Source organism: Streptococcus sp. FDAARGOS_520 (genome assembly GCF_003812685.1).
Classification (GTDB): domain Bacteria; phylum Bacillota; class Bacilli; order Lactobacillales; family Streptococcaceae; genus Streptococcus; species Streptococcus agalactiae.
In genome coordinates, this window is sequence record NZ_CP033810.1 from 1,146,392 (window position 1) to 1,169,753 (window position 23,362).

The 23,362-nt window shown below is 36.6% G+C and carries 24 protein-coding genes; 20 read left to right on the forward strand and 4 right to left on the reverse strand.

What is annotated here, in order from left to right; translation table 11 throughout:
* The first annotated feature begins 270 nt into the window (after positions 1 to 270).
* The 13 genes from rpoB (at position 271) to EGX96_RS06120 (ending at position 15,072) form a co-directional block, all read left to right on the forward strand.
* Positions 271 to 3,846 (forward strand): DNA-directed RNA polymerase subunit beta, encoded by a 3,576-nt coding sequence (rpoB, locus tag EGX96_RS06055; protein WP_000907191.1) that lies wholly within the window; start codon positions 271 to 273, stop codon positions 3,844 to 3,846.
* Between the two features lie 116 nt (positions 3,847 to 3,962).
* On the forward strand, positions 3,963 to 7,613 hold the full coding sequence (rpoC, locus tag EGX96_RS06060) for a DNA-directed RNA polymerase subunit beta' (RefSeq protein WP_000228729.1): 3,651 nt from the start codon (positions 3,963 to 3,965) through the stop codon (positions 7,611 to 7,613).
* A 113-nt stretch (positions 7,614 to 7,726) separates the two neighbouring features.
* Entirely contained in the window at positions 7,727 to 8,092 is a 366-nt protein-coding gene (locus tag EGX96_RS06065; RefSeq protein WP_000285373.1) for a DUF1033 family protein, read from the forward strand.
* Between the two features lie 172 nt (positions 8,093 to 8,264).
* Positions 8,265 to 9,236 carry a competence type IV pilus ATPase ComGA gene (gene comGA, locus EGX96_RS06075; protein ID WP_000250805.1) on the forward strand — a complete coding sequence of 324 codons (972 nt, stop codon included), beginning with the start codon at positions 8,265 to 8,267 and terminating at the stop codon, positions 9,234 to 9,236.
* Entirely contained in the window at positions 9,130 to 10,173 is a 1,044-nt protein-coding gene (gene comGB / locus EGX96_RS06080) for a competence type IV pilus assembly protein ComGB (RefSeq protein WP_223295889.1), read from the forward strand. Before comGA ends, comGB begins: the two co-directional genes overlap by 107 nt.
* A complete protein-coding gene (gene comGF, locus EGX96_RS06085; protein WP_000793378.1) occupies positions 10,170 to 10,625 on the forward strand; it encodes a competence type IV pilus minor pilin ComGF in 456 nt (151 codons plus the stop codon). Before comGB ends, comGF begins: the two co-directional genes overlap by 4 nt.
* Positions 10,603 to 10,974 (forward strand): competence type IV pilus minor pilin ComGG, encoded by a 372-nt coding sequence (comGG, locus tag EGX96_RS06090; protein WP_000601104.1) that lies wholly within the window; start codon positions 10,603 to 10,605, stop codon positions 10,972 to 10,974. Before comGF ends, comGG begins: the two co-directional genes overlap by 23 nt.
* Before the next feature lie 114 nt (positions 10,975 to 11,088).
* Positions 11,089 to 12,063 carry a class I SAM-dependent methyltransferase gene (locus tag EGX96_RS06095; RefSeq protein ID WP_001008574.1) on the forward strand — a complete coding sequence of 325 codons (975 nt, stop codon included), beginning with the start codon at positions 11,089 to 11,091 and terminating at the stop codon, positions 12,061 to 12,063.
* A gap of 31 nt (positions 12,064 to 12,094) precedes the next feature.
* Positions 12,095 to 13,288 (forward strand): acetate kinase, encoded by a 1,194-nt coding sequence (locus EGX96_RS06100; RefSeq protein ID WP_000047534.1) that lies wholly within the window; start codon positions 12,095 to 12,097, stop codon positions 13,286 to 13,288.
* A 151-nt stretch (positions 13,289 to 13,439) separates the two neighbouring features.
* Positions 13,440 to 13,646 (forward strand): helix-turn-helix transcriptional regulator, encoded by a 207-nt coding sequence (locus tag EGX96_RS06105; RefSeq protein WP_000798241.1) that lies wholly within the window; start codon positions 13,440 to 13,442, stop codon positions 13,644 to 13,646.
* A gap of 58 nt (positions 13,647 to 13,704) precedes the next feature.
* Positions 13,705 to 13,842 (forward strand): hypothetical protein, encoded by a 138-nt coding sequence (locus tag EGX96_RS06110; RefSeq protein ID WP_001865900.1) that lies wholly within the window; start codon positions 13,705 to 13,707, stop codon positions 13,840 to 13,842.
* A 40-nt stretch (positions 13,843 to 13,882) separates the two neighbouring features.
* The gene (locus tag EGX96_RS06115) at positions 13,883 to 14,338 is read left to right on the forward strand and encodes a hypothetical protein (RefSeq protein ID WP_000905673.1); all 456 of its coding nucleotides are present in this window, start codon (positions 13,883 to 13,885) and stop codon (positions 14,336 to 14,338) included.
* Between the two features lie 68 nt (positions 14,339 to 14,406).
* Positions 14,407 to 15,072, forward strand: coding sequence for a CPBP family intramembrane glutamic endopeptidase (locus tag EGX96_RS06120; protein WP_000008113.1), 666 nt, complete (start codon positions 14,407 to 14,409; stop codon positions 15,070 to 15,072).
* A 20-nt stretch (positions 15,073 to 15,092) separates the two neighbouring features.
* Here the strand turns inward: EGX96_RS06120 and proC are convergent, their stop codons facing one another.
* From proC to EGX96_RS06135, 3 genes are all read right to left on the reverse strand, one after another.
* Positions 15,093 to 15,863, reverse strand: coding sequence for a pyrroline-5-carboxylate reductase (proC, locus tag EGX96_RS06125; RefSeq protein WP_001865901.1), 771 nt, complete (start codon positions 15,861 to 15,863; stop codon positions 15,093 to 15,095).
* Positions 15,864 to 15,932: 69 nt separating this feature from the next.
* Positions 15,933 to 17,000 carry a glutamyl aminopeptidase gene (gene pepA / locus EGX96_RS06130; protein ID WP_001281323.1) on the reverse strand — a complete coding sequence of 356 codons (1,068 nt, stop codon included), beginning with the start codon at positions 16,998 to 17,000 and terminating at the stop codon, positions 15,933 to 15,935.
* A 184-nt stretch (positions 17,001 to 17,184) separates the two neighbouring features.
* Complete coding sequence (locus EGX96_RS06135) at positions 17,185 to 17,424, reverse strand: hypothetical protein (protein ID WP_000660180.1); 240 nt, start codon at positions 17,422 to 17,424, stop codon at positions 17,185 to 17,187.
* Between the two features lie 175 nt (positions 17,425 to 17,599).
* Between EGX96_RS06135 and EGX96_RS06140 the strand changes: the two genes are divergently transcribed.
* From EGX96_RS06140 to ytpR, 3 genes are read left to right on the forward strand one after another with little or no spacing between them, the layout of a single operon-like run.
* Positions 17,600 to 17,869: a DUF4651 domain-containing protein gene (locus EGX96_RS06140; RefSeq protein ID WP_253257585.1), complete on the forward strand. Its 270-nt coding sequence runs from the start codon at positions 17,600 to 17,602 to the stop codon at positions 17,867 to 17,869.
* Entirely contained in the window at positions 17,866 to 18,189 is a 324-nt protein-coding gene (locus tag EGX96_RS06145) for a thioredoxin family protein (RefSeq protein WP_000602781.1), read from the forward strand. Before EGX96_RS06140 ends, EGX96_RS06145 begins: the two co-directional genes overlap by 4 nt.
* Before the next feature lie 32 nt (positions 18,190 to 18,221).
* The gene (ytpR, locus tag EGX96_RS06150) at positions 18,222 to 18,848 is read left to right on the forward strand and encodes a YtpR family tRNA-binding protein (RefSeq protein ID WP_000578328.1); all 627 of its coding nucleotides are present in this window, start codon (positions 18,222 to 18,224) and stop codon (positions 18,846 to 18,848) included.
* A gap of 53 nt (positions 18,849 to 18,901) precedes the next feature.
* Here the strand turns inward: ytpR and EGX96_RS06155 are convergent, their stop codons facing one another.
* Complete coding sequence (locus EGX96_RS06155) at positions 18,902 to 19,618, reverse strand: class I SAM-dependent methyltransferase (RefSeq protein WP_000186185.1); 717 nt, start codon at positions 19,616 to 19,618, stop codon at positions 18,902 to 18,904.
* Between the two features lie 80 nt (positions 19,619 to 19,698).
* Here EGX96_RS06155 and EGX96_RS06160 point away from each other — a divergent pair, with 80 nt between their 5' ends.
* From EGX96_RS06160 to EGX96_RS06175, 4 genes are all read left to right on the forward strand, one after another.
* Entirely contained in the window at positions 19,699 to 20,094 is a 396-nt protein-coding gene (locus tag EGX96_RS06160) for a single-stranded DNA-binding protein (RefSeq protein WP_000282447.1), read from the forward strand.
* 123 nt (positions 20,095 to 20,217) lie between these two features.
* Positions 20,218 to 20,862 (forward strand): HAD family hydrolase, encoded by a 645-nt coding sequence (locus EGX96_RS06165; protein ID WP_000416612.1) that lies wholly within the window; start codon positions 20,218 to 20,220, stop codon positions 20,860 to 20,862.
* A 26-nt stretch (positions 20,863 to 20,888) separates the two neighbouring features.
* Complete coding sequence (locus EGX96_RS06170) at positions 20,889 to 22,634, forward strand: LytS/YhcK type 5TM receptor domain-containing protein (RefSeq protein ID WP_000930334.1); 1,746 nt, start codon at positions 20,889 to 20,891, stop codon at positions 22,632 to 22,634.
* Positions 22,615 to 23,355: a LytR/AlgR family response regulator transcription factor gene (locus tag EGX96_RS06175; protein ID WP_000697630.1), complete on the forward strand. Its 741-nt coding sequence runs from the start codon at positions 22,615 to 22,617 to the stop codon at positions 23,353 to 23,355. The genes EGX96_RS06170 and EGX96_RS06175 overlap by 20 nt, the downstream gene beginning before the upstream one ends.
* Positions 23,356 to 23,362 lie beyond the last annotated feature (7 nt).

Sequence of the window (23,362 nt, forward strand, 5' to 3'; positions counted from 1 at the left end):
GTACGTAACTATTTGTCGTCTGTCTAGGTTGAAATATTGTCCGACCTAGATATACAGCAGTTAAATCAACTTGATAAAGTGAGATTTAGCTGCTCTTTTTGTGCCTAATTTTAAGAAAAAAGGTTATTGTAATATATATTTAAACTTTCTGAAAATTACCACAAACGACATCTATAAGCTTGTTCTTGTTAGGCGAGCAAATGAAATAAACTCACTAAGTTTTATGAGATAAAAACTTAGTCACTCTATCTTTAAAAAGGAGCTAAAAACTTGGCAGGACATGAAGTTCAGTACGGAAAACACCGTACACGTCGTAGCTTTTCAAGAATTAAGGAAGTTCTTGATTTACCAAACTTAATTGAAATTCAAACTGATTCATTCCAAGATTTTCTTGATGCTGGCTTGAAAGAAGTATTTGAGGATGTACTTCCAATTTCAAACTTTACAGATACTATGGATCTTGAATTTGTTGGTTATGAATTAAAAGAACCTAAATATACTTTGGAAGAAGCTCGTATCCATGATGCTAGCTACTCAGCACCTATTTTTGTTACTTTCCGTTTAGTTAATAAAGAAACTGGTGAAATTAAAACTCAAGAAGTTTTCTTTGGTGATTTTCCAATTATGACTGAAATGGGTACTTTCATCATCAATGGTGGTGAACGTATCATTGTTTCACAATTAGTCCGTTCTCCTGGTGTTTACTTTAATGATAAGGTAGATAAAAATGGAAAAGTTGGTTATGGGTCAACTGTTATCCCTAACCGTGGAGCTTGGTTGGAACTTGAGACAGACGCAAAAGATATTGCTTATACACGTATCGACCGCACACGTAAAATTCCATTTACAACACTAGTCCGTGCACTTGGTTTCTCTGGAGACGATGAAATTGTTGACATCTTTGGTGACAGTGAACTTGTTCGCAATACTATTGAAAAAGACATTCATAAAAATCCAAGTGATTCTCGTACAGATGAAGCACTTAAAGAAATCTATGAACGTCTTCGTCCAGGTGAACCAAAAACTGCAGACAGCTCACGTAGTCTTTTAGTTGCACGTTTCTTTGATCCACGTCGTTATGACTTAGCGGCTGTTGGTCGTTATAAGATTAATAAAAAACTGAATCTTAAAACACGCCTATTGAACCAAACAATCGCTGAAAATTTAGTTGATGGTGAAACAGGAGAGATTCTTGTTGAAGCTGGAACCGTTATGACACGAGATGTCATTGATTCAATTGCAGAGCATATCGATGGAGACTTAAACAAGTTTGTCTACACACCAAATGATTATGCTGTAGTTACTGAACCAGTTATTCTTCAAAAATTCAAAGTTGTTGCTCCAACTGATCCAGACCGTGTTGTTACTATTGTTGGAAACTCAAATCCTGAAGATAAAGTTCGTGCCTTAACTCCTGCAGATATTTTAGCAGAGATGTCATACTTCTTAAACCTTGCAGAGGGTATCGGTAAGGTAGATGACATTGACCATTTAGGTAACCGTCGTATTCGTGCAGTTGGTGAATTACTTGCGAACCAATTCCGTATCGGACTTGCTCGTATGGAACGCAATGTCCGCGAACGTATGTCTGTACAAGACAATGAAGTCTTGACACCTCAACAAATCATTAACATTCGTCCAGTGACTGCCGCCGTTAAAGAATTCTTTGGTTCATCACAGCTGTCACAATTCATGGACCAACACAACCCTCTATCAGAATTGTCGCACAAACGCCGTCTCTCTGCCTTAGGACCTGGTGGTTTGACACGTGACCGTGCTGGATATGAAGTTCGTGACGTGCACTATACCCACTATGGGCGCATGTGTCCGATTGAAACACCTGAAGGTCCAAACATTGGTTTGATTAATAACTTATCTTCATTTGGACACCTCAATAAATATGGATTTATTCAAACACCATATCGTAAAGTAGATCGTTCTACTGGTGCGGTAACGAACGAAATTGTTTGGTTGACTGCTGATGAAGAAGATGAATTTACAGTTGCACAAGCCAACTCTAAGCTTAACGAAGACGGTACATTTGCAGAAGAAATCGTTATGGGTCGTCATCAAGGTAATAACCAAGAGTTTCCTTCAAGCATTGTTGACTTTGTTGACGTGTCACCTAAGCAAGTAGTTGCTGTCGCAACAGCATGTATTCCTTTCTTGGAAAATGATGACTCTAACCGTGCCTTGATGGGTGCCAACATGCAACGTCAGGCTGTGCCATTGATTGATCCAAAAGCACCATATGTTGGTACTGGTATGGAGTATCAAGCAGCCCACGATTCAGGTGCAGCTGTGATTGCTAAACATGATGGTCGTGTTATTTTTTCAGATGCTGAAAAAGTTGAAGTGCGTCGCGAAGATGGTTCTCTTGATGTTTATCATGTTCAAAAATTCCGCCGTTCAAACTCAGGTACTGCTTATAACCAACGTACCTTAGTTAAAGTTGGTGATCTCGTTGAAAAAGGTGATTTTATCGCCGACGGACCATCTATGGAAAATGGTGAAATGGCTCTTGGACAAAACCCAGTTGTTGCTTATATGACTTGGGAAGGTTATAACTTCGAGGATGCCGTTATCATGAGTGAGCGCCTTGTGAAAGAAGATGTCTATACATCTGTTCACTTGGAAGAATTCGAATCTGAAACGCGTGATACAAAGCTTGGGCCTGAAGAAATTACTCGTGAAATTCCAAATGTTGGTGAAGATTCACTACGTGATCTCGATGAAATGGGAATTATCCGCATTGGTGCTGAGGTAAAAGAAGGTGACATTCTTGTTGGTAAGGTAACACCTAAGGGTGAAAAGGACTTATCTGCTGAAGAACGTCTCTTGCATGCCATTTTTGGTGATAAATCACGTGAAGTTCGTGATACTTCACTACGTGTACCTCACGGTGGCGATGGAGTAGTTCGTGACGTTAAAATCTTTACTCGTGCAAATGGTGATGAATTGCAATCAGGTGTTAATATGCTTGTCCGCGTTTATATCGCTCAAAAACGTAAAATCAAAGTCGGTGATAAGATGGCCGGTCGTCACGGAAACAAAGGTGTCGTCTCACGTATTGTTCCTGTTGAAGATATGCCTTACTTACCAGATGGAACGCCAGTTGATATCATGTTGAACCCACTTGGGGTGCCATCACGTATGAATATCGGACAAGTTATGGAGCTTCATTTAGGTATGGCTGCTCGTAATTTAGGTATTCATATTGCAACGCCAGTCTTTGATGGGGCTTCTTCAGAAGACCTTTGGGAAACTGTTCAAGAAGCAGGTATGGATTCAGATGCTAAGACTGTTCTTTATGATGGTCGTACTGGTGAACCATTCGATAACCGTGTGTCAGTTGGTGTCATGTACATGATCAAACTTCACCACATGGTTGATGATAAACTTCATGCCCGTTCAGTAGGACCATACTCACTTGTTACTCAACAACCACTTGGAGGTAAAGCTCAATTTGGTGGACAACGTTTTGGTGAGATGGAGGTTTGGGCGCTTGAAGCTTATGGTGCTTCAAATGTTCTTCAAGAAATTTTAACATACAAATCTGATGATGTTACAGGACGTCTTAAAGCTTATGAAGCTATCACAAAAGGTAAGCCAATTCCAAAACCAGGTGTTCCAGAATCATTCCGTGTTCTTGTAAAAGAATTGCAATCACTTGGTCTTGATATGCGTGTCCTTGATGAAGATGACAACGAAGTTGAACTCCGTGATCTTGATGAAGGTGAAGATGATGATGTGATGCACGTTGATGACCTTGAAAAAGCACGTGTGAAACAAGAAGCTGAAGAAAAACAAGCTGAACAAGTATCTGAAGTCGTTCAAGAAGATTAAATTTATCTAGTTTATAACTAGAAGCGAATATAGAATTGATATGCAATGCTAGTCCTAGGATTTATTGAAATCCTAGCTGGGCTAGTATGATGATAAATCGAAGAAAGGTAAAACTAGTGGTTGACGTAAATCGTTTTAAAAGTATGCAAATCACATTAGCATCACCAAGTAAGGTCCGTTCATGGTCTTATGGTGAAGTTAAAAAACCTGAAACAATCAACTACCGCACATTGAAACCAGAACGTGAAGGACTTTTTGATGAAGTTATTTTTGGTCCAACAAAAGATTGGGAATGTGCGTGTGGAAAATACAAACGTATTCGTTACAAAGGAATCATTTGTGACCGTTGTGGCGTTGAAGTAACCCGTGCAAAAGTTCGTCGCGAACGTATGGGACATATCGAGTTAAAAGCACCAGTATCTCATATCTGGTATTTCAAAGGTATCCCATCGCGTATGGGGCTCACATTGGATATGAGTCCTCGTGCACTTGAAGAAGTTATTTATTTTGCGGCTTATGTTGTTATCGATCCAATGGACACACCATTAGAACCGAAGTCACTCCTTACTGAGCGTGAATACCGTGAAAAACTTCAAGAGTACGGTTACGGTTCGTTTGTTGCTAAAATGGGTGCTGAAGCCATTCAAGATCTTCTTAAACGCGTTGATTTAGATGCAGAAATCGCAGTTCTTAAAGAGGAGTTGAAATCAGCGACAGGTCAAAAACGTGTGAAAGCAGTTCGTCGTCTGGATGTGTTAGATGCCTTTAAAAAATCTGGAAATAAACCAGAATGGATGGTTCTTAACATTTTACCGGTTATCCCACCGGATCTTCGTCCGATGGTTCAATTAGATGGTGGTCGTTTTGCGGCATCAGACTTGAATGACCTTTACCGCCGTGTTATTAACCGTAACAATCGTTTGGCACGTTTGTTGGAATTAAATGCTCCTGGCATCATCGTTCAAAATGAAAAACGTATGTTACAAGAAGCTGTTGATGCGCTTATCGACAATGGTCGTCGTGGTCGTCCAATTACCGGACCAGGTAGTCGTCCTTTGAAATCATTAAGCCATATGCTTAAAGGTAAACAAGGTCGTTTCCGCCAAAACTTGCTTGGTAAACGTGTTGACTTCTCTGGACGTTCCGTTATTGCTGTTGGTCCAACACTCAAAATGTACCAATGTGGTGTACCACGTGAAATGGCTATTGAGCTCTTCAAACCTTTTGTAATGCGTGAAATCGTTGCTCGTGACCTCGCAGGGAACGTTAAAGCAGCTAAACGTATGGTTGAACGTGGGGACGAGCGTATTTGGGACATCTTAGAAGAAGTTATTAAAGAGCACCCAGTACTTCTAAACCGTGCACCTACTCTTCACAGATTAGGTATCCAAGCGTTTGAACCTGTCCTTATTGATGGTAAGGCGCTTCGTCTTCACCCACTTGTATGTGAGGCCTACAATGCTGACTTTGATGGAGACCAAATGGCCATCCACGTTCCATTGTCTGAAGAAGCCCAAGCAGAAGCTCGTCTTTTGATGCTTGCTGCAGAGCACATCCTTAACCCTAAAGATGGTAAGCCAGTCGTAACACCATCTCAGGACATGGTTTTAGGAAATTACTACCTGACTATGGAAGATGCTGGTCGTGAAGGTGAAGGCATGATTTTCAAAGATCATGACGAAGCAGTTATGGCATATCAAAATGGTTATGTTCATTTACATACACGTGTTGGTATCGCTGTTGATTCAATGCCGAATAAGCCTTGGACAGAAGAGCAAAAACATAAAATCATGGTTACAACAGTTGGTAAGATTCTCTTCAACGATATCATGCCTGAAGATTTACCGTACTTAATTGAACCTAATAATGCAAACTTGACAGAAAAAACTCCAGATAAATACTTCTTAGAGCCAGGTCAGGATATTCAAGCAGTTATTGATAACTTAGAGATTAATATTCCCTTTAAGAAGAAAAATCTTGGTAATATTATCGCAGAAACTTTTAAACGTTTCCGTACAACAGAAACTTCTGCTTTCCTTGACCGTTTGAAGGACCTTGGATATTATCATTCAACACTTGCTGGTTTGACTGTGGGTATTGCTGATATCCCAGTTATTGACAATAAAGCTGAGATTATTGATGCAGCTCACCACAGAGTTGAAGATATCAATAAAGCCTTCCGTCGAGGTTTGATGACTGAAGAAGATCGTTATGTTGCTGTTACAACAACATGGCGTGAAGCTAAAGAAGCACTTGAAAAACGTCTTATTGAGACACAAGATCCAAAGAACCCTATCGTTATGATGATGGACTCAGGAGCTCGTGGTAACATCTCAAACTTCTCACAACTTGCCGGTATGCGTGGTTTGATGGCTGCTCCTAACGGACGTATCATGGAATTGCCAATCTTATCAAACTTCCGTGAAGGTCTTAGTGTTTTGGAAATGTTCTTCTCAACTCACGGTGCGCGTAAAGGTATGACTGATACGGCCCTTAAGACAGCCGACTCAGGTTACCTTACTCGTCGTTTGGTTGACGTTGCCCAAGATGTTATTATTCGTGAAGATGACTGTGGAACAGACCGCGGTTTGACAATCACAGCAATTACAGATGGTAAAGAGGTTACTGAGACACTTGAAGAGCGTTTGATAGGACGTTATACTAAGAAGTCAATCAAACATCCTGAGACAGGTGAAATTCTCGTTGGTGCAGATACCTTAATTACTGAAGATATGGCTGCTAAAGTTGTTAAAGCGGGCGTTGAGGAAGTAACTATCCGATCAGTATTTACATGTAACACTCGCCATGGTGTTTGTCGTCACTGTTACGGTATTAACTTGGCAACAGGTGATGCTGTTGAGGTTGGTGAAGCAGTTGGTACTATTGCAGCTCAATCTATCGGTGAACCAGGGACACAGCTTACAATGCGTACCTTCCATACCGGTGGTGTTGCTTCAAATACTGATATTACACAAGGTCTCCCACGTATCCAAGAAATCTTTGAAGCACGTAACCCTAAAGGTGAGGCAGTTATTACTGAAGTTAAGGGTGAAGTCGTTGCAATTGAAGAAGACTCTTCAACACGTACTAAGAAAGTATTCGTTAAAGGTCAGACAGGTGAGGGAGAATACGTTGTTCCATTTACAGCACGTATGAAAGTTGAAGTTGGTGATGAAGTAGCTCGTGGTGCGGCCTTAACTGAAGGATCTATCCAACCAAAACGTCTCCTTGAAGTTCGTGATACTTTATCTGTTGAAACGTACCTACTTGCTGAAGTACAAAAAGTTTACCGTAGCCAAGGGGTAGAAATCGGAGATAAACACGTTGAGGTAATGGTTCGTCAAATGCTCCGTAAAGTTCGTGTCATGGATCCAGGAGATACAGATCTTCTTCCAGGTACACTTATGGATATTTCAGACTTTACAGATGCTAACAAAGATATTGTTATTTCTGGTGGAATCCCTGCGACAAGCCGTCCTGTCCTTATGGGTATTACTAAGGCTTCCCTTGAAACTAATTCATTCTTATCAGCTGCATCCTTCCAAGAAACAACACGTGTCCTTACAGATGCTGCTATCCGTGGTAAGAAAGATCACTTACTTGGTCTTAAAGAAAATGTTATTATCGGTAAAATCATTCCAGCGGGTACTGGTATGGCTCGTTACCGTAATATTGAACCACTTGCTGTTAATGAAGTTGAGATTATTGAAGGAACTCCTGTTGATGCAGAAGTTACGGAAGTATCAACACCTACAACAGAAGATTAATCAAAAAGAACTTGAGTTTAACTCAGGTTCTTTTTTTACAAGAATTTGGAATGAGCAGATATTTTTTATTTTATTCTTATTTTTTATATAATACTCTCTAAAGGAAGTGTATTATGTATCAAGTTGTAAAAATGTTTGGTGATTGGGAACCATGGTGGTTTATTGAAGGTTGGGAGGAAGATATTACTGAAATTGCTGAGTATGATACCTTATCAGAAGCTTTGCTCTATTTTCAAGAGGAGTGGGATAGGGGACAGGAAAAGTGGCCTTATTTTCAAAGTAAGTCTAGTTTGTTGGCAACGTTTTGGAGTATAAAAGAAAAACGTTGGTGTGAAGAATGTGATGAGTACCTCCAACAGTATCATTCCTTAATGTTATTGAAAGAATGGCAAGAAATTCCTAAGGAAGAATCTATTGAGCGATTTGAAGTATTTAATAAGATAGCTGAGTTGCCATCGGCATGTTCTTTAAATTTGTAATTAAAAGTAGTTTAAAAAAGTTAGATAGTTTTTATGGAGATATAATAGGTTTGTTCAGCCTCTGCTTCATAATATTTATGTTACTACCTCTCAAGAAATCATTGAAAAGATCTCACCAATTGGTGAGATTTTTTTATTTTATTTTCGAATATATGGTTAAGGAGGTTACGGGATGGTTCAATCATTAGCAAAGCAAGTCATTCATCAGGCAGTAGAAGTAAATGCTCAAGATATTTATATCATTCCCAAAGGTGATTGTTATGAACTCTATATGCGTATTGATGATGAAAGGCGGTTTATTGATGTTTTTGAGTTTAATAGGATGGCTAGTCTTATTAGTCACTTTAAATTTGTGGCAGGCATGAACGTTGGAGAAAAAAGACGAAGTCAATTAGGTTCTTGTGACTATGAACTGTCAGAGGGAAGACTGGTTTCATTACGACTATCGAGTGTGGGAGATTATCGTGGTCAAGAATCTTTAGTTATTCGTATTTTGTATTCAGGTCATCAGGACTTAAAATATTGGTTTGATAATATAAAGCAAATGAAGGAAGTACTGGGTATAAGAGGGCTATATCTTTTTTCCGGCCCTGTGGGGAGTGGTAAAACAACTCTCATGTATCAATTAGCTTCAGAAGTATTTAAAAATAAGCAAATTATCACGATTGAAGATCCGGTAGAAATCAAGAATGACAAGATGTTACAACTCCAATTGAATGAGGATATTGGAATGACTTATGATGCTTTAATCAAACTGTCTTTACGGCATCGTCCAGATATTTTAATTATCGGAGAGATTAGAGATCAAGCGACGGCCCGTGCTGTTATTCGTGCAAGTTTAACGGGAGTGATGGTTTTTTCTACTATTCATGCTAAAAGTATTCCCGGAGTCTATGATAGGCTTATAGAATTAGGGGTTAACTATCAAGAGTTAGAAAATAGTCTAAAATTAATAGCATATCAACGTTTAATTGGAGGAGGAAGCCTAATTGACTTTGAGACAGGTAATTTTAAAAAACACTCATCAGACAAGTGGAATAGACAAGTGGATATCTTGGCTGAAGAAGGACATATCAGTAAGAAACAGGCACAAGTCGAAAAAATTATCCCTCAAGAAACAACGGAAAGTAGTCCAACTTTTTAATAATCTTTTTGCTAGTGGTTTTTCTTTAACTGATATGGTCACCTTCTTAAAGAGGAGTAAGTTATTGTCTGATTGTTATACAGATAGTATGAATAAGGCATTATTAGAGGGAAAAGATTTATCAAAAATGTTAGGAGAGTTAGGTTTTTCTGACACTGTTATCACACAGGTTGCATTAGCTGATTTGCATGGTAACATTTCAAGGAGCCTACTAAAGATTGAGTCTTATTTAGCTAATCTTTTGTTAGTTAGAAAAAAAGTAATAGAAGTAGCTACTTACCCATTGATATTATTGTCTTTTCTGGTGCTAATTATGATTGGCCTTAGGAATTATTTAATGCCCCAATTAGGAGAAAATAATTTTGCAACTAGACTGATTACAAATGTGCCGAATATTTTCTTATTACTTTTAGCAGTTGTACTTATTTTTAGTTTAATATTTTATATTATTCAAAAGCGATTGTCGCGCATTAAAGTAGCTTGTTTTTTAACAACAATTCCCTTAGTTGGATCATATGTTAAGCTTTATTTAACTGCTTACTATGCCCGTGAGTGGGGAAATTTATTAAGTCAAGGTATTGAATTGGACCAAATTGTTAAAGTAATGCAAAATCAGAAATCCAAACTTTTTAGGGAAATAGGATATGACATGGAAGAAGGTTTTCTATCAGGTAAAGCATTTCACCAAAAAGTATTAGACTATCCGTTTTTCTTAACTGAGCTTAGTTTAATGATTGAATATGGCCAAGTTAAGGCGAAATTAGGAACAGAGTTAGATATATATGCTGATGAGAAGTGGGAGGATTTTTTTACAAAATTAGCTAGAGCGACCCAGTTAATCCAACCCGTTATTTTTATTTTTGTAGCTCTTATCATTGTTATGATTTATGCAGCAATGCTGTTACCAATGTATCAAAATATGGAGATATTATCATGAAAAATTTATTGTTAAAATGTAAGGATAAGAAGGTTAAAGCATTTACACTTTTAGAATGTTTGGTAGCATTGGTTACAATCACAGGAGCTTTACTAGTTTATCAAGGACTGACAAAATTGTTGGCTCAACAGATAGTAGTGATGTCTTCTTCCAGTCAGTCTGAATGGGTGTTATTAACTCAGCAACTAAATGCAGAATTTGAAGGCGCTCATCTGGAATATTTAAGACAGAACAAACTTTATTTACGTAAGCAAGATAAGATTGTAACCTTTGGCAAATCTAATAAAGATGATTTCCGTAAGACAGGTTATGATGGTCGAGGTTATCAACCAATGGTTTATGGGTTAGACAATTGTCAAATGAGTCAGACCAAAAGTATGGTAAAACTTGTTTTTTATTTTAAGGACGGGTTAAAAAGGACATTTTACTATGATTTTAAAGAAGAAACTTAAAGCTGGCATCCTTTTGCAAGCTATTGTATTGGCTGCTGTATTTACACTCGTCTTACAGTTTTATCTAGCAAGAATATTGGCAACAGAAAGACAGTATCATAGCCAAATTGAAGCAAGTAAAGCTTATTTAACAGCGCAGTTAGCTTATAAAACAATAGAAGGTGACTCCATATCAGGAAAATGTTATTTTACAGGAGGATATGCTTCATACCTCCAAGAAGGGAACTATTTACAAGTTAAGGTTACATTGGATAAGGGAGGAAACTATAACCATAAGTTTTATCGTAAAACAGACACTCTCCAAGTACCTCTCAAGTCTAATGATAATAAAGCAAGCCATAAACATTAAAAATATACAGTGATGAAATATTAGTAAGACAAGGTTTTGCTTAAAAACAGGATTTTTGTTTGCTTCTCTTTTCAGATGCTGTGTTTTTTGTTATGATAAATTCTGGAGGAAATCATGAATTTTGAAAAAATTGAGACAGCCTATGAGCTGATTTTAGAAAATATCCAAACGATTGAGAACCAATTAAAAACTCATATTTATGATGCCTTAATTGAACAGAACTCTTATTACCTTGGTTCAAGTTGTGATTTAGATATGGTTGTGGTGAATAACCAAAAATTACGTCAACTTGACTTAAGTCAAGAAGAATGGCGTCGCACTTTCCAGTTCATTTTTATCAAATCTGCGCAAACAGAGCAATTACAAGCTAATCATCAGTTTACGCCAGATAGTATTGGTTTTATCTTGTTATTTCTTTTGGAAGAATTAACGAGTCAAGAGACAGTGGATGTCTTGGAAATTGGAAGTGGAACTGGGAATTTAGCTCAGACTCTCCTCAATAACAGCTCGAAAGAGTTAAATTATATGGGCATTGAAGTTGATGATCTTTTGATTGATCTATCAGCAAGCATTGCTGAAATTATAGGTTCTAGTGCCCAATTTATCCAAGAGGATGCTGTTAGACCACAAATTTTGAAAGAAAGCGATGTAATCATTAGTGATTTACCAGTTGGCTATTATCCTAATGATGGTATTGCTAAACGATATGCTGTATCAAGTTCTAAAGAGCACACCTATGCTCACCATCTATTGATGGAGCAATCTCTTAAATATTTGAAAAAAGATGGAATCGCTATATTTTTAGCACCCGAAAACCTTTTAACAAGTCCACAAAGTGATTTGCTGAAGGAGTGGTTAAAAGGATATGCAGATGTCATTGCCGTTTTAACTCTACCAGAAACTATTTTTGGAAGTCGTCAAAATGCGAAATCTATATTTGTTCTCAAGAAGCAAGCAGAACAAAAACCAGAAACCTTTGTATATCCGCTGACAGATTTGCAAAATCGTGAGAATATGGCAAACTTCATTGAAAATTTTCAAAAATGGAGCAGAGAAAATAGTCATTACTCAAAAAATATGATAAAATAGAGATTGTGAAAACGCTTTAGAGAGGTAAATTATGTCAAAAACAATAGCAATTAATGCTGGAAGTTCAAGTTTGAAATGGCAATTATATGAAATGCCAGAGGAGAAAGTAGTTGCCAAAGGGATTATCGAACGTATTGGTTTGAAAGATTCTATTTCGACTGTAAAATTTGACGATAAAAAAGATGAACAAATTTTAGATATCGTAGATCATACCCAAGCTGTTAAAATTCTTTTAGAAGATCTAACAAAACATGGTATTATCAAAGACTTTAATGAAATTACAGGTGTTGGTCATCGTGTCGTTGCTGGTGGTGAATATTTTAAAGAGTCTGCTTTAGTAGATGATAAAGTTGTAGAACAGGTTGAAGAATTATCAGCTTTAGCTCCACTCCACAACCCAGCAGCTGCAGCAGGGATTCGTGCGTTTAGAGAAATCTTACCAGATATCACGAGTGTATGTGTATTTGATACAGCCTTCCATACAACAATGCAACCTCATACCTACTTATATCCAATCCCACAAAAGTACTATACTGATTATAAAGTACGTAAATACGGTGCACACGGGACAAGCCACCAATACGTTGCACAAGAAGCAGCTAAGCAATTAGGACGTCCTTTAGAAGAATTAAAATTAATCACAGCACATGTGGGTAATGGTGTTTCTATTACAGCAAATTATCATGGACAGTCTATTGATACATCAATGGGATTCACACCACTTGCAGGACCAATGATGGGAACACGTTCAGGAGACATTGATCCTGCGATTATCCCTTATCTTGTAGCTAATGATCCAGAATTGGAAGATGCAGCAGCTGTTGTTAATATGCTTAACAAACAATCAGGATTGCTTGGAGTATCAGGAACTTCAAGTGATATGCGAGATATTGAAGCAGGTCTTCAAAGTAAAGATCCAAATGCAGTGTTAGCCTATAATGTCTTTATTGACCGTATTAAGAAATTTATTGGACAATACTTGGCAGTATTAAATGGCGCGGATGCTATTATTTTTACTGCAGGTATGGGAGAAAATGCGCCATTAATGCGTCAAGATGTTATCGCAGGATTATCATGGTTTGGCATTGAACTTGATCCAGAAAAAAATGTTTTTGGTTATTTTGGAGATATCACAAAACCAGATTCAAAAGTGAAGGTTTTAGTTATTCCTACTGATGAAGAATTAATGATTGCGCGTGACGTTGAGCGCCTTAAAGCTAAATAAGTTATCAAAAAATTGATAAGACCAGAAAAGTTGATAGTTTAACTATCAACTTTTTTGTCTTTTGAACAGATATGTAAAATGTACTTGACAAAAAATGTATAGTTAACTATACTATGAATGTAAAGCTAACTATACAAAAAAGGTGTAAGATATGAAAAATTCTCTACAAAAGTTACGAAAATCTAGGAAATTAAGTCAAGCAGAACTTGCAGTTGCACTTGGAGTTACTAGGCAAACTATTATTTCTCTAGAAAAAGAGAAATACACGGCATCTTTGGAGCTAGCATTTAAGATAGCGCGTTATTTTGATAAACAAATTGAGGAAGTTTTTATTTATACAGAAAGTGAAGGAGGATAGAATTTTAATGGAAAAATACAGTCCACAAAAGACAAAAGGTTAAAAGTTAATCTGTAATATGTCAAGGATGTGGACTATTGATTTTTGTCCACCAATCGTTTACCAGCAATATGTTTTTATCATTACTATTAGTATTAGCATTGCGATGTCTATTTTTGCTATTTATCGCTATGCTTCATTGAAGAAAACGATATAATAGCTGATGATTAAATTGAAGTTTTAGAAAGTAGTATTCTATGTTAATAAAAGGATTATTGTCACCCAATAGTAAAGTATCTCCGAAGGATTACAAAGTATATATGAGAGTTTTGTCTTTTGTTTTTAGTGTATGTAGTTTGATTATGATAGTATCATCATTTCTACATACCTTTGAATCTAATTTTACTAAAGGTTTTTCCTTTGGTTCAGGTATTGCCTTATTTGCAGGAAGTTTTTATTTTTTGGTGATAACATTTAGTGAAAAGCGATTTCAACATTACTATACCAAAGTTTTTGATGAGCGTAATCAATTTATTGCTAATATGTCTTGTCGACTTCTTTTCCTTTTATCTGTCCTTGTTTTAGTGGTATTGTGTCTGATTAATGTCTGGTTTGGTATAACTTTTTCCTATGCAAAGTTCTTGCTATTGATACTCTCTTTTATTTTATATGGTTATTTATTAATTTACTTTATTTTACAGAAGTTATTGTGAGATAAGTCTATAAGATTTGAAAATATGTTATGATAGAAAAAAGTTAATAATTTATTTTGGAGGTTTTTGTGTCATTTATTATTAGAAAAGGCAAAATTTTAGCTTTGCTAATAGCATTTTTAGTTATTAATCAACTTGTTCCTATATTGGCTGTGTGGCTCCTAAAGAATCACTATCAAACGCCTTTTACTAGTATATTGTTGATTGGCTTAGAATTACTTATTATTGCTCTTTTCCTTTATTATGCCAAGGTTAAACAAATAATCAGATGGAAAGCATTATTGACAAGGAAAGCATTAGTTACTATTCTCTTAGGTTGGTTATCATTGAGGGTTCCACAAATTATTGGTTACCTCATTATGACTATGCAAGGGGTTAAAGATACAGCAAATCAAACAGTAATTATGGAATTAACAAAGCAACTTCCACTAGCTTTGATGTTAATTTTTGCCATAATTGGTGCCCCTATTATGGAAGAAATTATATTTCGCTATATTATCCCTAAAGAACTTTTTGCGAAACATCAAAAATGGGGTTTTGTCATCGGTACTTTAGCTTTTGCTCTTATTCATTCCCCTTCTGATATAGGTAGTTTTATTATTTATGCTGGGATGGGTGCTATTTTATCTTTTGTTTATTATAAAACTGAGCACTTAGAATATAGTATAATGATTCATTTTATTAACAATGCTCTTGCTTATAGCGTGTTAATCAGTACAATGATGAATAACTAAAAAAACTTTGAGCAATTTGCTCAAAGTTTTTTTGCTTTCTCAATAGTAGCATCAATGGCAGAAATAACACTATGCGTCAGACCATTTTTTTCTAAGTCTAAAAGGCCAGCAATAGTAGTTCCGCCTGGGCTACAAATGTTGTCGATTAAGTCAGAGGTGCTATTTTGTCCTTGTAATAGGTTTTGACTAGAAGCTAAGACAGTCTGTCCTACAATAGAGAGTGCTTGTTCTTTTGGAAATCCATATTTTACACCTGCTTTAGCTAAGGCTTCTATAAATAGATAGATATAGGCAGGGCTAGAACCTGCTAGAGCAGTGAAGGTATCAAAATTGGTTTCTGCTATATCAAAGCTACTTCCAAAACTATCCGTAATTTCTTTGGCTAATTGTCGTAACTCATCTGATACATGATTGTTGTAACAAATAGCTGTGCAACTTTGAAGTATTTGTGCGTTAATATTTGGCATAATACGAATCAATGGTAAATCAGAACGAGTTAATTGGCTTAAACGCGCTAAGGAGATTCCTGCTGCCATTGAGATGATTGGTTTTGTGATATCAAGTGGAAGAAGAACCTTTTCAAATAGTTGAGGTTTAATACCTAACATGATAATATCAGCTTGATTGATTAATGACTGATGAGATTCGGCGTAAGTAACATCAAGTCTTTCTGCAATTTCTTTTGAACGCTCTAAGCAAGATCCGGATATGATAATGTCATGTTGGGTTTGTTTGAGGCCTTGAATAATTGCACTGGCCATTTTTCCGACGCCGATAATTCCAATTTTCATAATGTTGATATGGGGATGAAAGGAGATACTAAAATGTGTCTACCTTATGAAACTCCCATCCTTTCTATCTTAATAACCTTTAATAATATCCACCGTCGAGCGGTCTAATTTGTTAACGATGGCCTGAAGGTAAGCTTGTGCTTGTAGAAAATCATCCATAGCGTAGAGTGTTTGATGAGAATGAATGTAGCGTGCACAGACACCGATAGTTGTAGAAGGAATACCACTATTTTTTAGGTGAGCAGCCCCAGCATCGGTACCACCATTTGCAGCATAATATTGGTATTTTATACCTGCTTCTTCAGCTGTTGTAAGTAAGAAATCTCTCATATCTTTAAGCATGATATGTCCGGGATCATAAAAACGGATTAAGGTTCCCTCTCCTATTTTGCCTTGTTCCCCATAAATATCTCCAGCTGGGGAACAATCGACAGCTAAGAAGATATCTGGGTTGAATTTAGTTGTTGAAACATGTGCGCCACGAAGTCCGACTTCTTCTTGAACATTTGCCCCAGCAATAAGTGTGTTGCTAAGACTTTGATCTTTTAAGCTTTTTAGCAATTCGGTCACCATAAGCACACCATAGCGATTATCCCAAGCTTTTGACATAATATGTTTTTGATTTGCAGTTAAAATGGTTTCAGATTTAGGAACAATGATATCGCCAGGAGCAATGCCAAAGCTTTCAGCTTCATTTTTATCTGTGAATCCTCCATCAAAAACAATGTCACTAATTTTGGGTAATGTTGTTCCACCGCTTTGTCCACGAAGAAAGTGAGGAGGAACTGAGCCTGATATAACAGGAATAGCATCACCAGAACGTGTGTAGAGGGTAAAGCGTTGTGAGCTGACTACTAGGGGATTCCATCCTCCAACCTCAAGTACACGAAATGTTCCATCTGGCTGAATATGACTAACCATAAAGCCGACTTCATCCATATGGGCAGCAACCATGACTTTAGGAGCATTAGTCTCATGAGTATTTTTAACTCCAAAAATTCCACCAAGTCCGTCTGTCTCAACTTGATCAACTAAAGGAGTTATTTCTTGACGAAGGAAGTTGCGGATATTGTGTTCATAGCCAGCAATCCCATCAAGCTCAGTTACGGTTTTAATTTTGTTAAATAAATCTGACATAATTACCTCAATTCTACAAATACTATTTTAGCACCTTTTAATTAAAAATAAAGAACAGAACAGGTTTCAGTCAATATAAAGACTTTCAAAAAGAATATCAAGTACTACCGGAAGACTGTTATGACTGACAAAGCCTATTATAGTGAAAACTGGGTTGAATACAACGGAGATAATGTTTATCGGCTTAAGCTAATAAAAAGGTAGATAGAAAAGATAATACGGCTAAAAAAGTGATAACCATAGCAATTAAAGTCAAATTTTTGGGGTGATTCTTATTGATTAAAAATGAAGTTGTGCAAAGCAGTATTAGCGTCACAATAGCAAAAAGTTCTCCATTTTGAAGACGAAATAAAAACCAGTGATCACCTAGGAAGAGTAGACCTAGCAAACAATTTAAAGCAGGTACTAATAATTTTTCTTTCATGTTTTTTCTTTCTGTTTGAATGATTAACCATAATGGTATCTTAAGACAATGTCATCCTATTATACCACAAGGAATAAGTTGTTTTTTTTCATAACTGTTATGTGGATTTCTTCCATCAATTCCTGTGTCTAATTCCGGGGGGTATGGTATAATAACAGTTATGAAAAATTAAAAAATCTTATTTGGGACTGGCCTTGCTGGTGTGGGTTTACTGGCAGCTGCTGGTTATACCCTAACTAAAAAAGTAACAGATTATAAACGTCAGCAAATCACTCAGACCTTAAGAGAATTTTTTAGTCAGATGGGTGATATTCAGGTATTTTATTTTAATGAATTTGAATCTGATATTAAAATGACCAGTGGTGGTCTTGTCTTGGAAGATGGCAGAATTTTCGAATTCATTTATCGTCAAGGTGTTCTTGATTATGTGGAGGTGAGCAAATGATTTTACCAGAATCTTATGAAGAAATAGCAGCCTATATTGATAGCACTAAGAAAGTTGTTTTCTTTTTTACAGCAGATTGGTGTCCAGATTGTCAATTTATATATCCAGTAATGCCATCAATTGAAAAAGATTTCTCAGATTTTGTCTTTGTACGTGTTAATCGTGATGACTATATAGAATTAGCTCAGCAGTGGAATATTTTTGGGATTCCGAGTTTCGTTGTTGTGGAAAATGGTCAGGAACTGGGTCGTTTGGTTAATAAGAATCGCAAAACAAAGGCTGAAATTACTAAATTTCTCGCTGAAATTAACTATAAATAAGACAGAAAATAGCAAAATTTAAAGGAGAATAAATGATTTTTACTTATAATAGAGAGCATGTTGGTGATACCTTAATGGTTATTGTTAAGGATAGTCAAGGAGCTAAGCTAGATGTTGATCGTCGCGGACAAGTAGCACGCGTCTATCTGCAAGATAGTAAAGAAACAGTTGCTTGGAATATCTTTGAAGTGTCAAGTTTAATTGTTATTGAGGGAGCAGGTCAAATAACTTTATCTGATCAAGATATTAAAATCCTTAATGCAGAACTACTGAAAGAAGGATTCGAAGACTCTCTTGTTAATAATATTGAACCTACATTTGTTGTGGCGCAAATTAAAGAAATGATTGATCATCCAGATAGTGACCATTTACATATCTGTCAAGCAGAAATCAACGATGGGAAGACGGTCCAAATCGTTTGTGGGGCACCTAATGCTTCAGTAGGTCTTAAAACAGTTGCAGCTCTTCCAGGAGCTATGATGCCAAATGGTAGCCTTATTTTCCCAGGAAAACTTCGTGGAGAAGATAGCTTTGGAATGTTATGTAGTGCTCGCGAGTTAGCTCTTCCAAATGCTCCTCAAGTCAGAGGTATCATTGAATTATCTGATCAGGTAATTGTTGGAGAGTCTTTCGACGCCAATAAACATTGGAAAAATTAGTAAAAATCAACTTAGCTTCAGCTAAGTTGATTTTTAGTTGTAAACTTAAGAAGTTACAATGACTTTTTAAGTGTGATGTGTTGCAAAAAAGCAATATCTTTATAAGGAGCTTTGTCAGCAACACTTAGCTCGATAGCAAGCATTTTGTTTAGCCAACCAGTTTCAGTTTTAAAATGGTTTGGTTGTAATGAATAGAAGGTACGAATACCCTGATAACGTTCAACTAATAAATTTGTATTTTGTTTTAGTTCTTCTAAGGTATAAATATTTCCCTGGTCAAAACTGGCACTTTTAAAGTTTGCTTCTCCTGTTAAGAGTTCCATCGCAGTGGAGGTATCATTGCTAAAAATAACTGATTGTAATATTTTACCGGTTATATTATGTTTGATGAGAGATAGTTCTCCATTGGGTTTTAGAAGTCGAGAAAATTCGTCAAAATAAGCAGGATGATTATGTTTGTCTATATATTCAAGAACATTATGACAAATAATAGTATCAAAGCTTTGATCAGGCAAATCTCTTAATGCTTCGTAGGAACCTAGGATTTTATAAATATTGTCACTTTGATTATCGTAAAGCAGTTTAGGATTGGGTTCAATAGCAGTTACATTGTTTTCTTTTGCTAGATGTTGTTCGGTGAGACAAAAACCAGCTCCAAAATCTAAAACGTTCTGATTTTTGATATGGCTTAATTGAGCAAAAGTTATTTCATATTGTATTTTTCCCCAAGGTTTAGCCAGCATTTCTTTATAACTAGTTACATTTGTCATCTTAATTCTCCCAGAACAATTTCATATATTTTAGCATTTTTCTTCCTTATTTTCGAATAATAATAGTGAGGAGGTAATCAATGTATAATAAAGTTATTATGATTGGGCGTCTAACAGCAAAGCCTGAGATGGTAAAAACACCAACTGACAAGTCAGTGACGCGTGCAACTGTTGCTGTTAATAGACGCTTTAAAGGAAGTAATGGTGAGCGTGAAGCAGATTTTATTAATGTGGTTATGTGGGGTCGTCTAGCGGAAACCCTTGCGAGCTATGGGACAAAGGGCTCTTTAATTTCAATAGATGGTGAATTGCGTACGCGCAAGTACGAAAAGGATGGTCAAACGCACTATATCACTGAAGTATTAGCATCATCATTTCAGTTGCTAGAAAGCCGTGCCCAACGTGCTATGCGTGAAAATAACGTTTCTGGTGATTTGTCAGATTTAGTATTGGAAGAAGAGGAGCTCCCCTTTTAAATAAAATCACTCTCAAAATATCATTTCTAAATATACTGGTTGCTTTTCACAGAAAGCAACCTTTTTTTATTGAAAATAGAAAGGCAAACGATTACAATAAAGGGGATAGAAAGCAGGTTTAAGATGGAAAAAGTCATTATTTTTGATATGGACGGCGTTATTGTTGATTCCGAGTACACGTTTTTAGATAATAAGACAGAAATGTTACGTGAGGAGGGTATTGATACGGACGTCTCGTATCAATACCAGTACATGGGGACTACTTTTGAATTCATGTGGCAAGCTATGAAAGAGGAGTTTGGCTTACCGAAAACAGTAAAAGAGTATATTGCTGAGATGAACAGACGTCGACAAGCGATTGTGGCGCGTGATGGTGTTAGGCCCATCAAAGGAGCTCAGCGACTGATTCATTGGTTACACCAACATGGCTATCGCTTAGCAGTTGCGTCCTCATCTCCAATGGTAGATATTAAGCGTAATCTAAAAGAGTTGGGTGTGACAGAATGCTTTGAATACATGGTTACAGGAGAAGATGTATCGTCTTCTAAACCAGCACCAGATGTTTTTCTTAGAGCTGCAGAGCTTTTAGATGTAGACCCTAAAGTTTGTATAGTTATAGAAGATACAAGAAATGGGAGTTTAGCTGCTAAGGCAGCAGGAATGTATTGCTTTGGCTTTGCTAATCCTGATTATCCACCGCAAGATTTATCAATGGCAGACAAGGTTATTTCAGATTATCAAGATATCTATATTTATCTTCCGGAGTAAAATGGTATCTTGAGGAGGATAAGCATATGTTGATGGTGTTGTTATTCCAAAGGCTAGGAATTATTATGATTTTAGCCTTTTTATTGGTAAATAATAGTTATTTTAGACAGTTAATTGAAGAGCGGTCTAAACGTGAAACGGTAGTCCTTGTCATCATTTTCGGCTTGTTTGTTATTATATCTAATATAACAGGAATTGAAATAAAAGGGGATCGAAGTTTGGTCGAGCGCCCTTTTCTAACAACGATTTCTCATTCTGACTCACTTGCTAATACAAGGACTTTAGTTATTACAACGGCAAGTTTGGTTGGTGGACCTCTGGTTGGATCAATTGTTGGTTTTATTGGAGGAGTTCATCGCTTTTTTCAAGGAAGCTTTTCAGGTTCTTTCTATATTGTCAGTTCAGTTCTAGTCGGCATTGTTAGCGGAAAGATTGGTGATAAGCTTAAGGAAAACCATCTCTACCCTTCAACAAGCCAAGTTATTTTAATTAGTATTATTGCCGAAAGTATCCAGATGCTATTTGTTGGCATTTTTACAGGATGGGAACTTGTCAAAATGATTGTCATTCCAATGATGATTTTAAATAGTTTAGGTTCCACACTTTTCCTTGCGATTTTGAAAACTTATTTGTCAAATGAAAGTCAGTTACGCGCAGTTCAAACGAGAGATGTTCTTGAATTGACTCGACAGACTCTGCCCTACCTTAGACAAGGTTTGACACCGCAATCTGCTAGGAGCGTTTGCGAAATTATAAAGAGGCATACTAACTTTGATGCTGTGGGATTAACAGATCGGTCAAACGTATTAGCTCATATTGGTGTTGGCCATGATCACCATATTGCAGGACAACCGGTCAAAACAGACTTATCTAAAAGTGTTATTTTTGATGGCGAACCAAGAATTGCGCAAGATAAAGCGGCGATTTCTTGTCCAGATCACAACTGTCAGTTAAATTCTGCTATTGTAGTTCCTCTAAAAATAAATGATAAAACTGTGGGTGCCTTAAAAATGTACTTTGCAGGAGATAAGACAATGTCTGAGGTGGAGGAAAACCTAGTCCTTGGTTTAGCGCAAATATTTTCAGGACAACTGGCAATGGGGATAACAGAGGAACAAAATAAGTTAGCCAGTATGGCAGAGATAAAGGCTTTACAAGCACAAATCAACCCTCATTTCTTCTTTAATGCCATTAACACAATTAGTGCATTAATCCGTATTGATTCTGATAAAGCACGTTATGCACTGATGCAGTTAAGTACTTTTTTTAGAACAAGTTTGCAGGGTGGTCAGGATCGTGAGGTAACGCTTGAGCAAGAAAAATCACATGTGGATGCTTATATGAATGTTGAAAAATTACGTTTCCCTGATAAATATCAGTTATCTTATGATATTAGTGCACCAGAAAAAATGAAGTTACCACCTTTTGGTTTACAGGTACTGGTAGAGAATGCAGTTCGACATGCTTTCAAAGAACGTAAGACGGACAACCATATATTGGTTCAAATAAAGCCAGATGGTCATTATTATTGTGTTTCTGTTAGTGACAATGGACAAGGAATCTCAGATACTATCATTGATAAATTAGGTCAAGAAACAGTTGCAGAGAGTAAGGGTACAGGTACTGCTCTAGTTAATCTAAATAACAGGCTGAATTTATTATATGGTAGTGTAAGTTGCCTTCATTTTTCGAGCGACAAGAATGGTACAAAAGTTTGGTATCGAATACCTAATAGAATAAGGGAGGATGAGCATGAAAATTTTAATTCTTGATGATGAAATGTTTGCCAGACAAGAATTATCGTTTTTAGTTGAACATAGCCAGGAGGTTGACAACCCTGAGATTTTTCAGGCTGAGGATATCAGTGAAGCCGAAAAAATCTTATTTAGACAGCAAATTGATTTAATTTTTTTAGATATTTCGCTTAGTGAAGAAAATGGCTTTACTTTGGCTAATCAGTTGAGCCAACTTGCACATCCCCCACTTGTTGTTTTTGCGACAGCTTATGATAACTACGCTGTGAAAGCTTTTGAAAGTAACGCTGTTGATTATATCATGAAACCGTTTGAACAACAGCGCGTTGATATGGCTCTATCAAAAGTGAAGAAATTGAGCCAACTCACCACTGCTTCAGATGTAGAGCAAGCAATACCTAAAAAAGCCAGTGTTGAATTGTTAACCTTGACATTATCAGATCGCAGTGTTGTTGTTAAAATGCAAGATATTGTTGCAGCTAGTGTTGAAGATGGCGAATTAACTGTTAGTACAGTTCAGAAAACTTACACTATTCGGAAGACACTCAATTGGTTTAAGTCACGCGCTGTAGCACCATATTTTCTCCAGATTCATCGAAACACAGTGATTAATCTAGAGATGATTGAGGAAATTCAACCTTGGTTTAATCATACTTTGTTACTAATTATGTCTAATGGAGAGAAATTTCCAGTAGGTCGATCGTATTTAAAAGACCTAAATGAGCATTTAACCATGTAAAAGTGCT

Bases quoted from the DNA above. Each gene is read 5' to 3' on its own strand.
- EGX96_RS06100 (WP_000047534.1), top strand. From the start codon at position 12,095: ATGTCAAAAACAATAGCAATTAATGCTGGAAGTTCAAGTTTGAAATGG.
- EGX96_RS06155 (WP_000186185.1), bottom strand. From the start codon at position 19,618: ATGACAAATGTAACTAGTTATAAAGAAATGCTGGCTAAACCTTGGGGA.
- EGX96_RS06115 (WP_000905673.1), top strand. From the start codon at position 13,883: ATGTTAATAAAAGGATTATTGTCACCCAATAGTAAAGTATCTCCGAAG.
- EGX96_RS06160 (WP_000282447.1), top strand. From the start codon at position 19,699: ATGTATAATAAAGTTATTATGATTGGGCGTCTAACAGCAAAGCCTGAG.
- proC (WP_001865901.1), bottom strand. From the start codon at position 15,863: ATGAAAATTGGAATTATCGGCGTCGGAAAAATGGCCAGTGCAATTATT.
- comGF (WP_000793378.1), top strand. From the start codon at position 10,170: ATGAAAAATTTATTGTTAAAATGTAAGGATAAGAAGGTTAAAGCATTT.
- EGX96_RS06165 (WP_000416612.1), top strand. From the start codon at position 20,218: ATGGAAAAAGTCATTATTTTTGATATGGACGGCGTTATTGTTGATTCC.
- EGX96_RS06110 (WP_001865900.1), top strand. From the start codon at position 13,705: ATGTCAAGGATGTGGACTATTGATTTTTGTCCACCAATCGTTTACCAG.
- EGX96_RS06135 (WP_000660180.1), bottom strand. From the start codon at position 17,424: ATGAAAGAAAAATTATTAGTACCTGCTTTAAATTGTTTGCTAGGTCTA.
- pepA (WP_001281323.1), bottom strand. From the start codon at position 17,000: ATGTCAGATTTATTTAACAAAATTAAAACCGTAACTGAGCTTGATGGG.
- EGX96_RS06175 (WP_000697630.1), top strand. From the start codon at position 22,615: ATGAAAATTTTAATTCTTGATGATGAAATGTTTGCCAGACAAGAATTA.
- EGX96_RS06170 (WP_000930334.1), top strand. From the start codon at position 20,889: ATGTTGATGGTGTTGTTATTCCAAAGGCTAGGAATTATTATGATTTTA.
- comGG (WP_000601104.1), top strand. From the start codon at position 10,603: ATGATTTTAAAGAAGAAACTTAAAGCTGGCATCCTTTTGCAAGCTATT.
- comGA (WP_000250805.1), top strand. From the start codon at position 8,265: ATGGTTCAATCATTAGCAAAGCAAGTCATTCATCAGGCAGTAGAAGTA.
- ytpR (WP_000578328.1), top strand. From the start codon at position 18,222: ATGATTTTTACTTATAATAGAGAGCATGTTGGTGATACCTTAATGGTT.
- EGX96_RS06095 (WP_001008574.1), top strand. From the start codon at position 11,089: ATGAATTTTGAAAAAATTGAGACAGCCTATGAGCTGATTTTAGAAAAT.
- EGX96_RS06145 (WP_000602781.1), top strand. From the start codon at position 17,866: ATGATTTTACCAGAATCTTATGAAGAAATAGCAGCCTATATTGATAGC.
- EGX96_RS06105 (WP_000798241.1), top strand. From the start codon at position 13,440: ATGAAAAATTCTCTACAAAAGTTACGAAAATCTAGGAAATTAAGTCAA.
- EGX96_RS06065 (WP_000285373.1), top strand. From the start codon at position 7,727: ATGTATCAAGTTGTAAAAATGTTTGGTGATTGGGAACCATGGTGGTTT.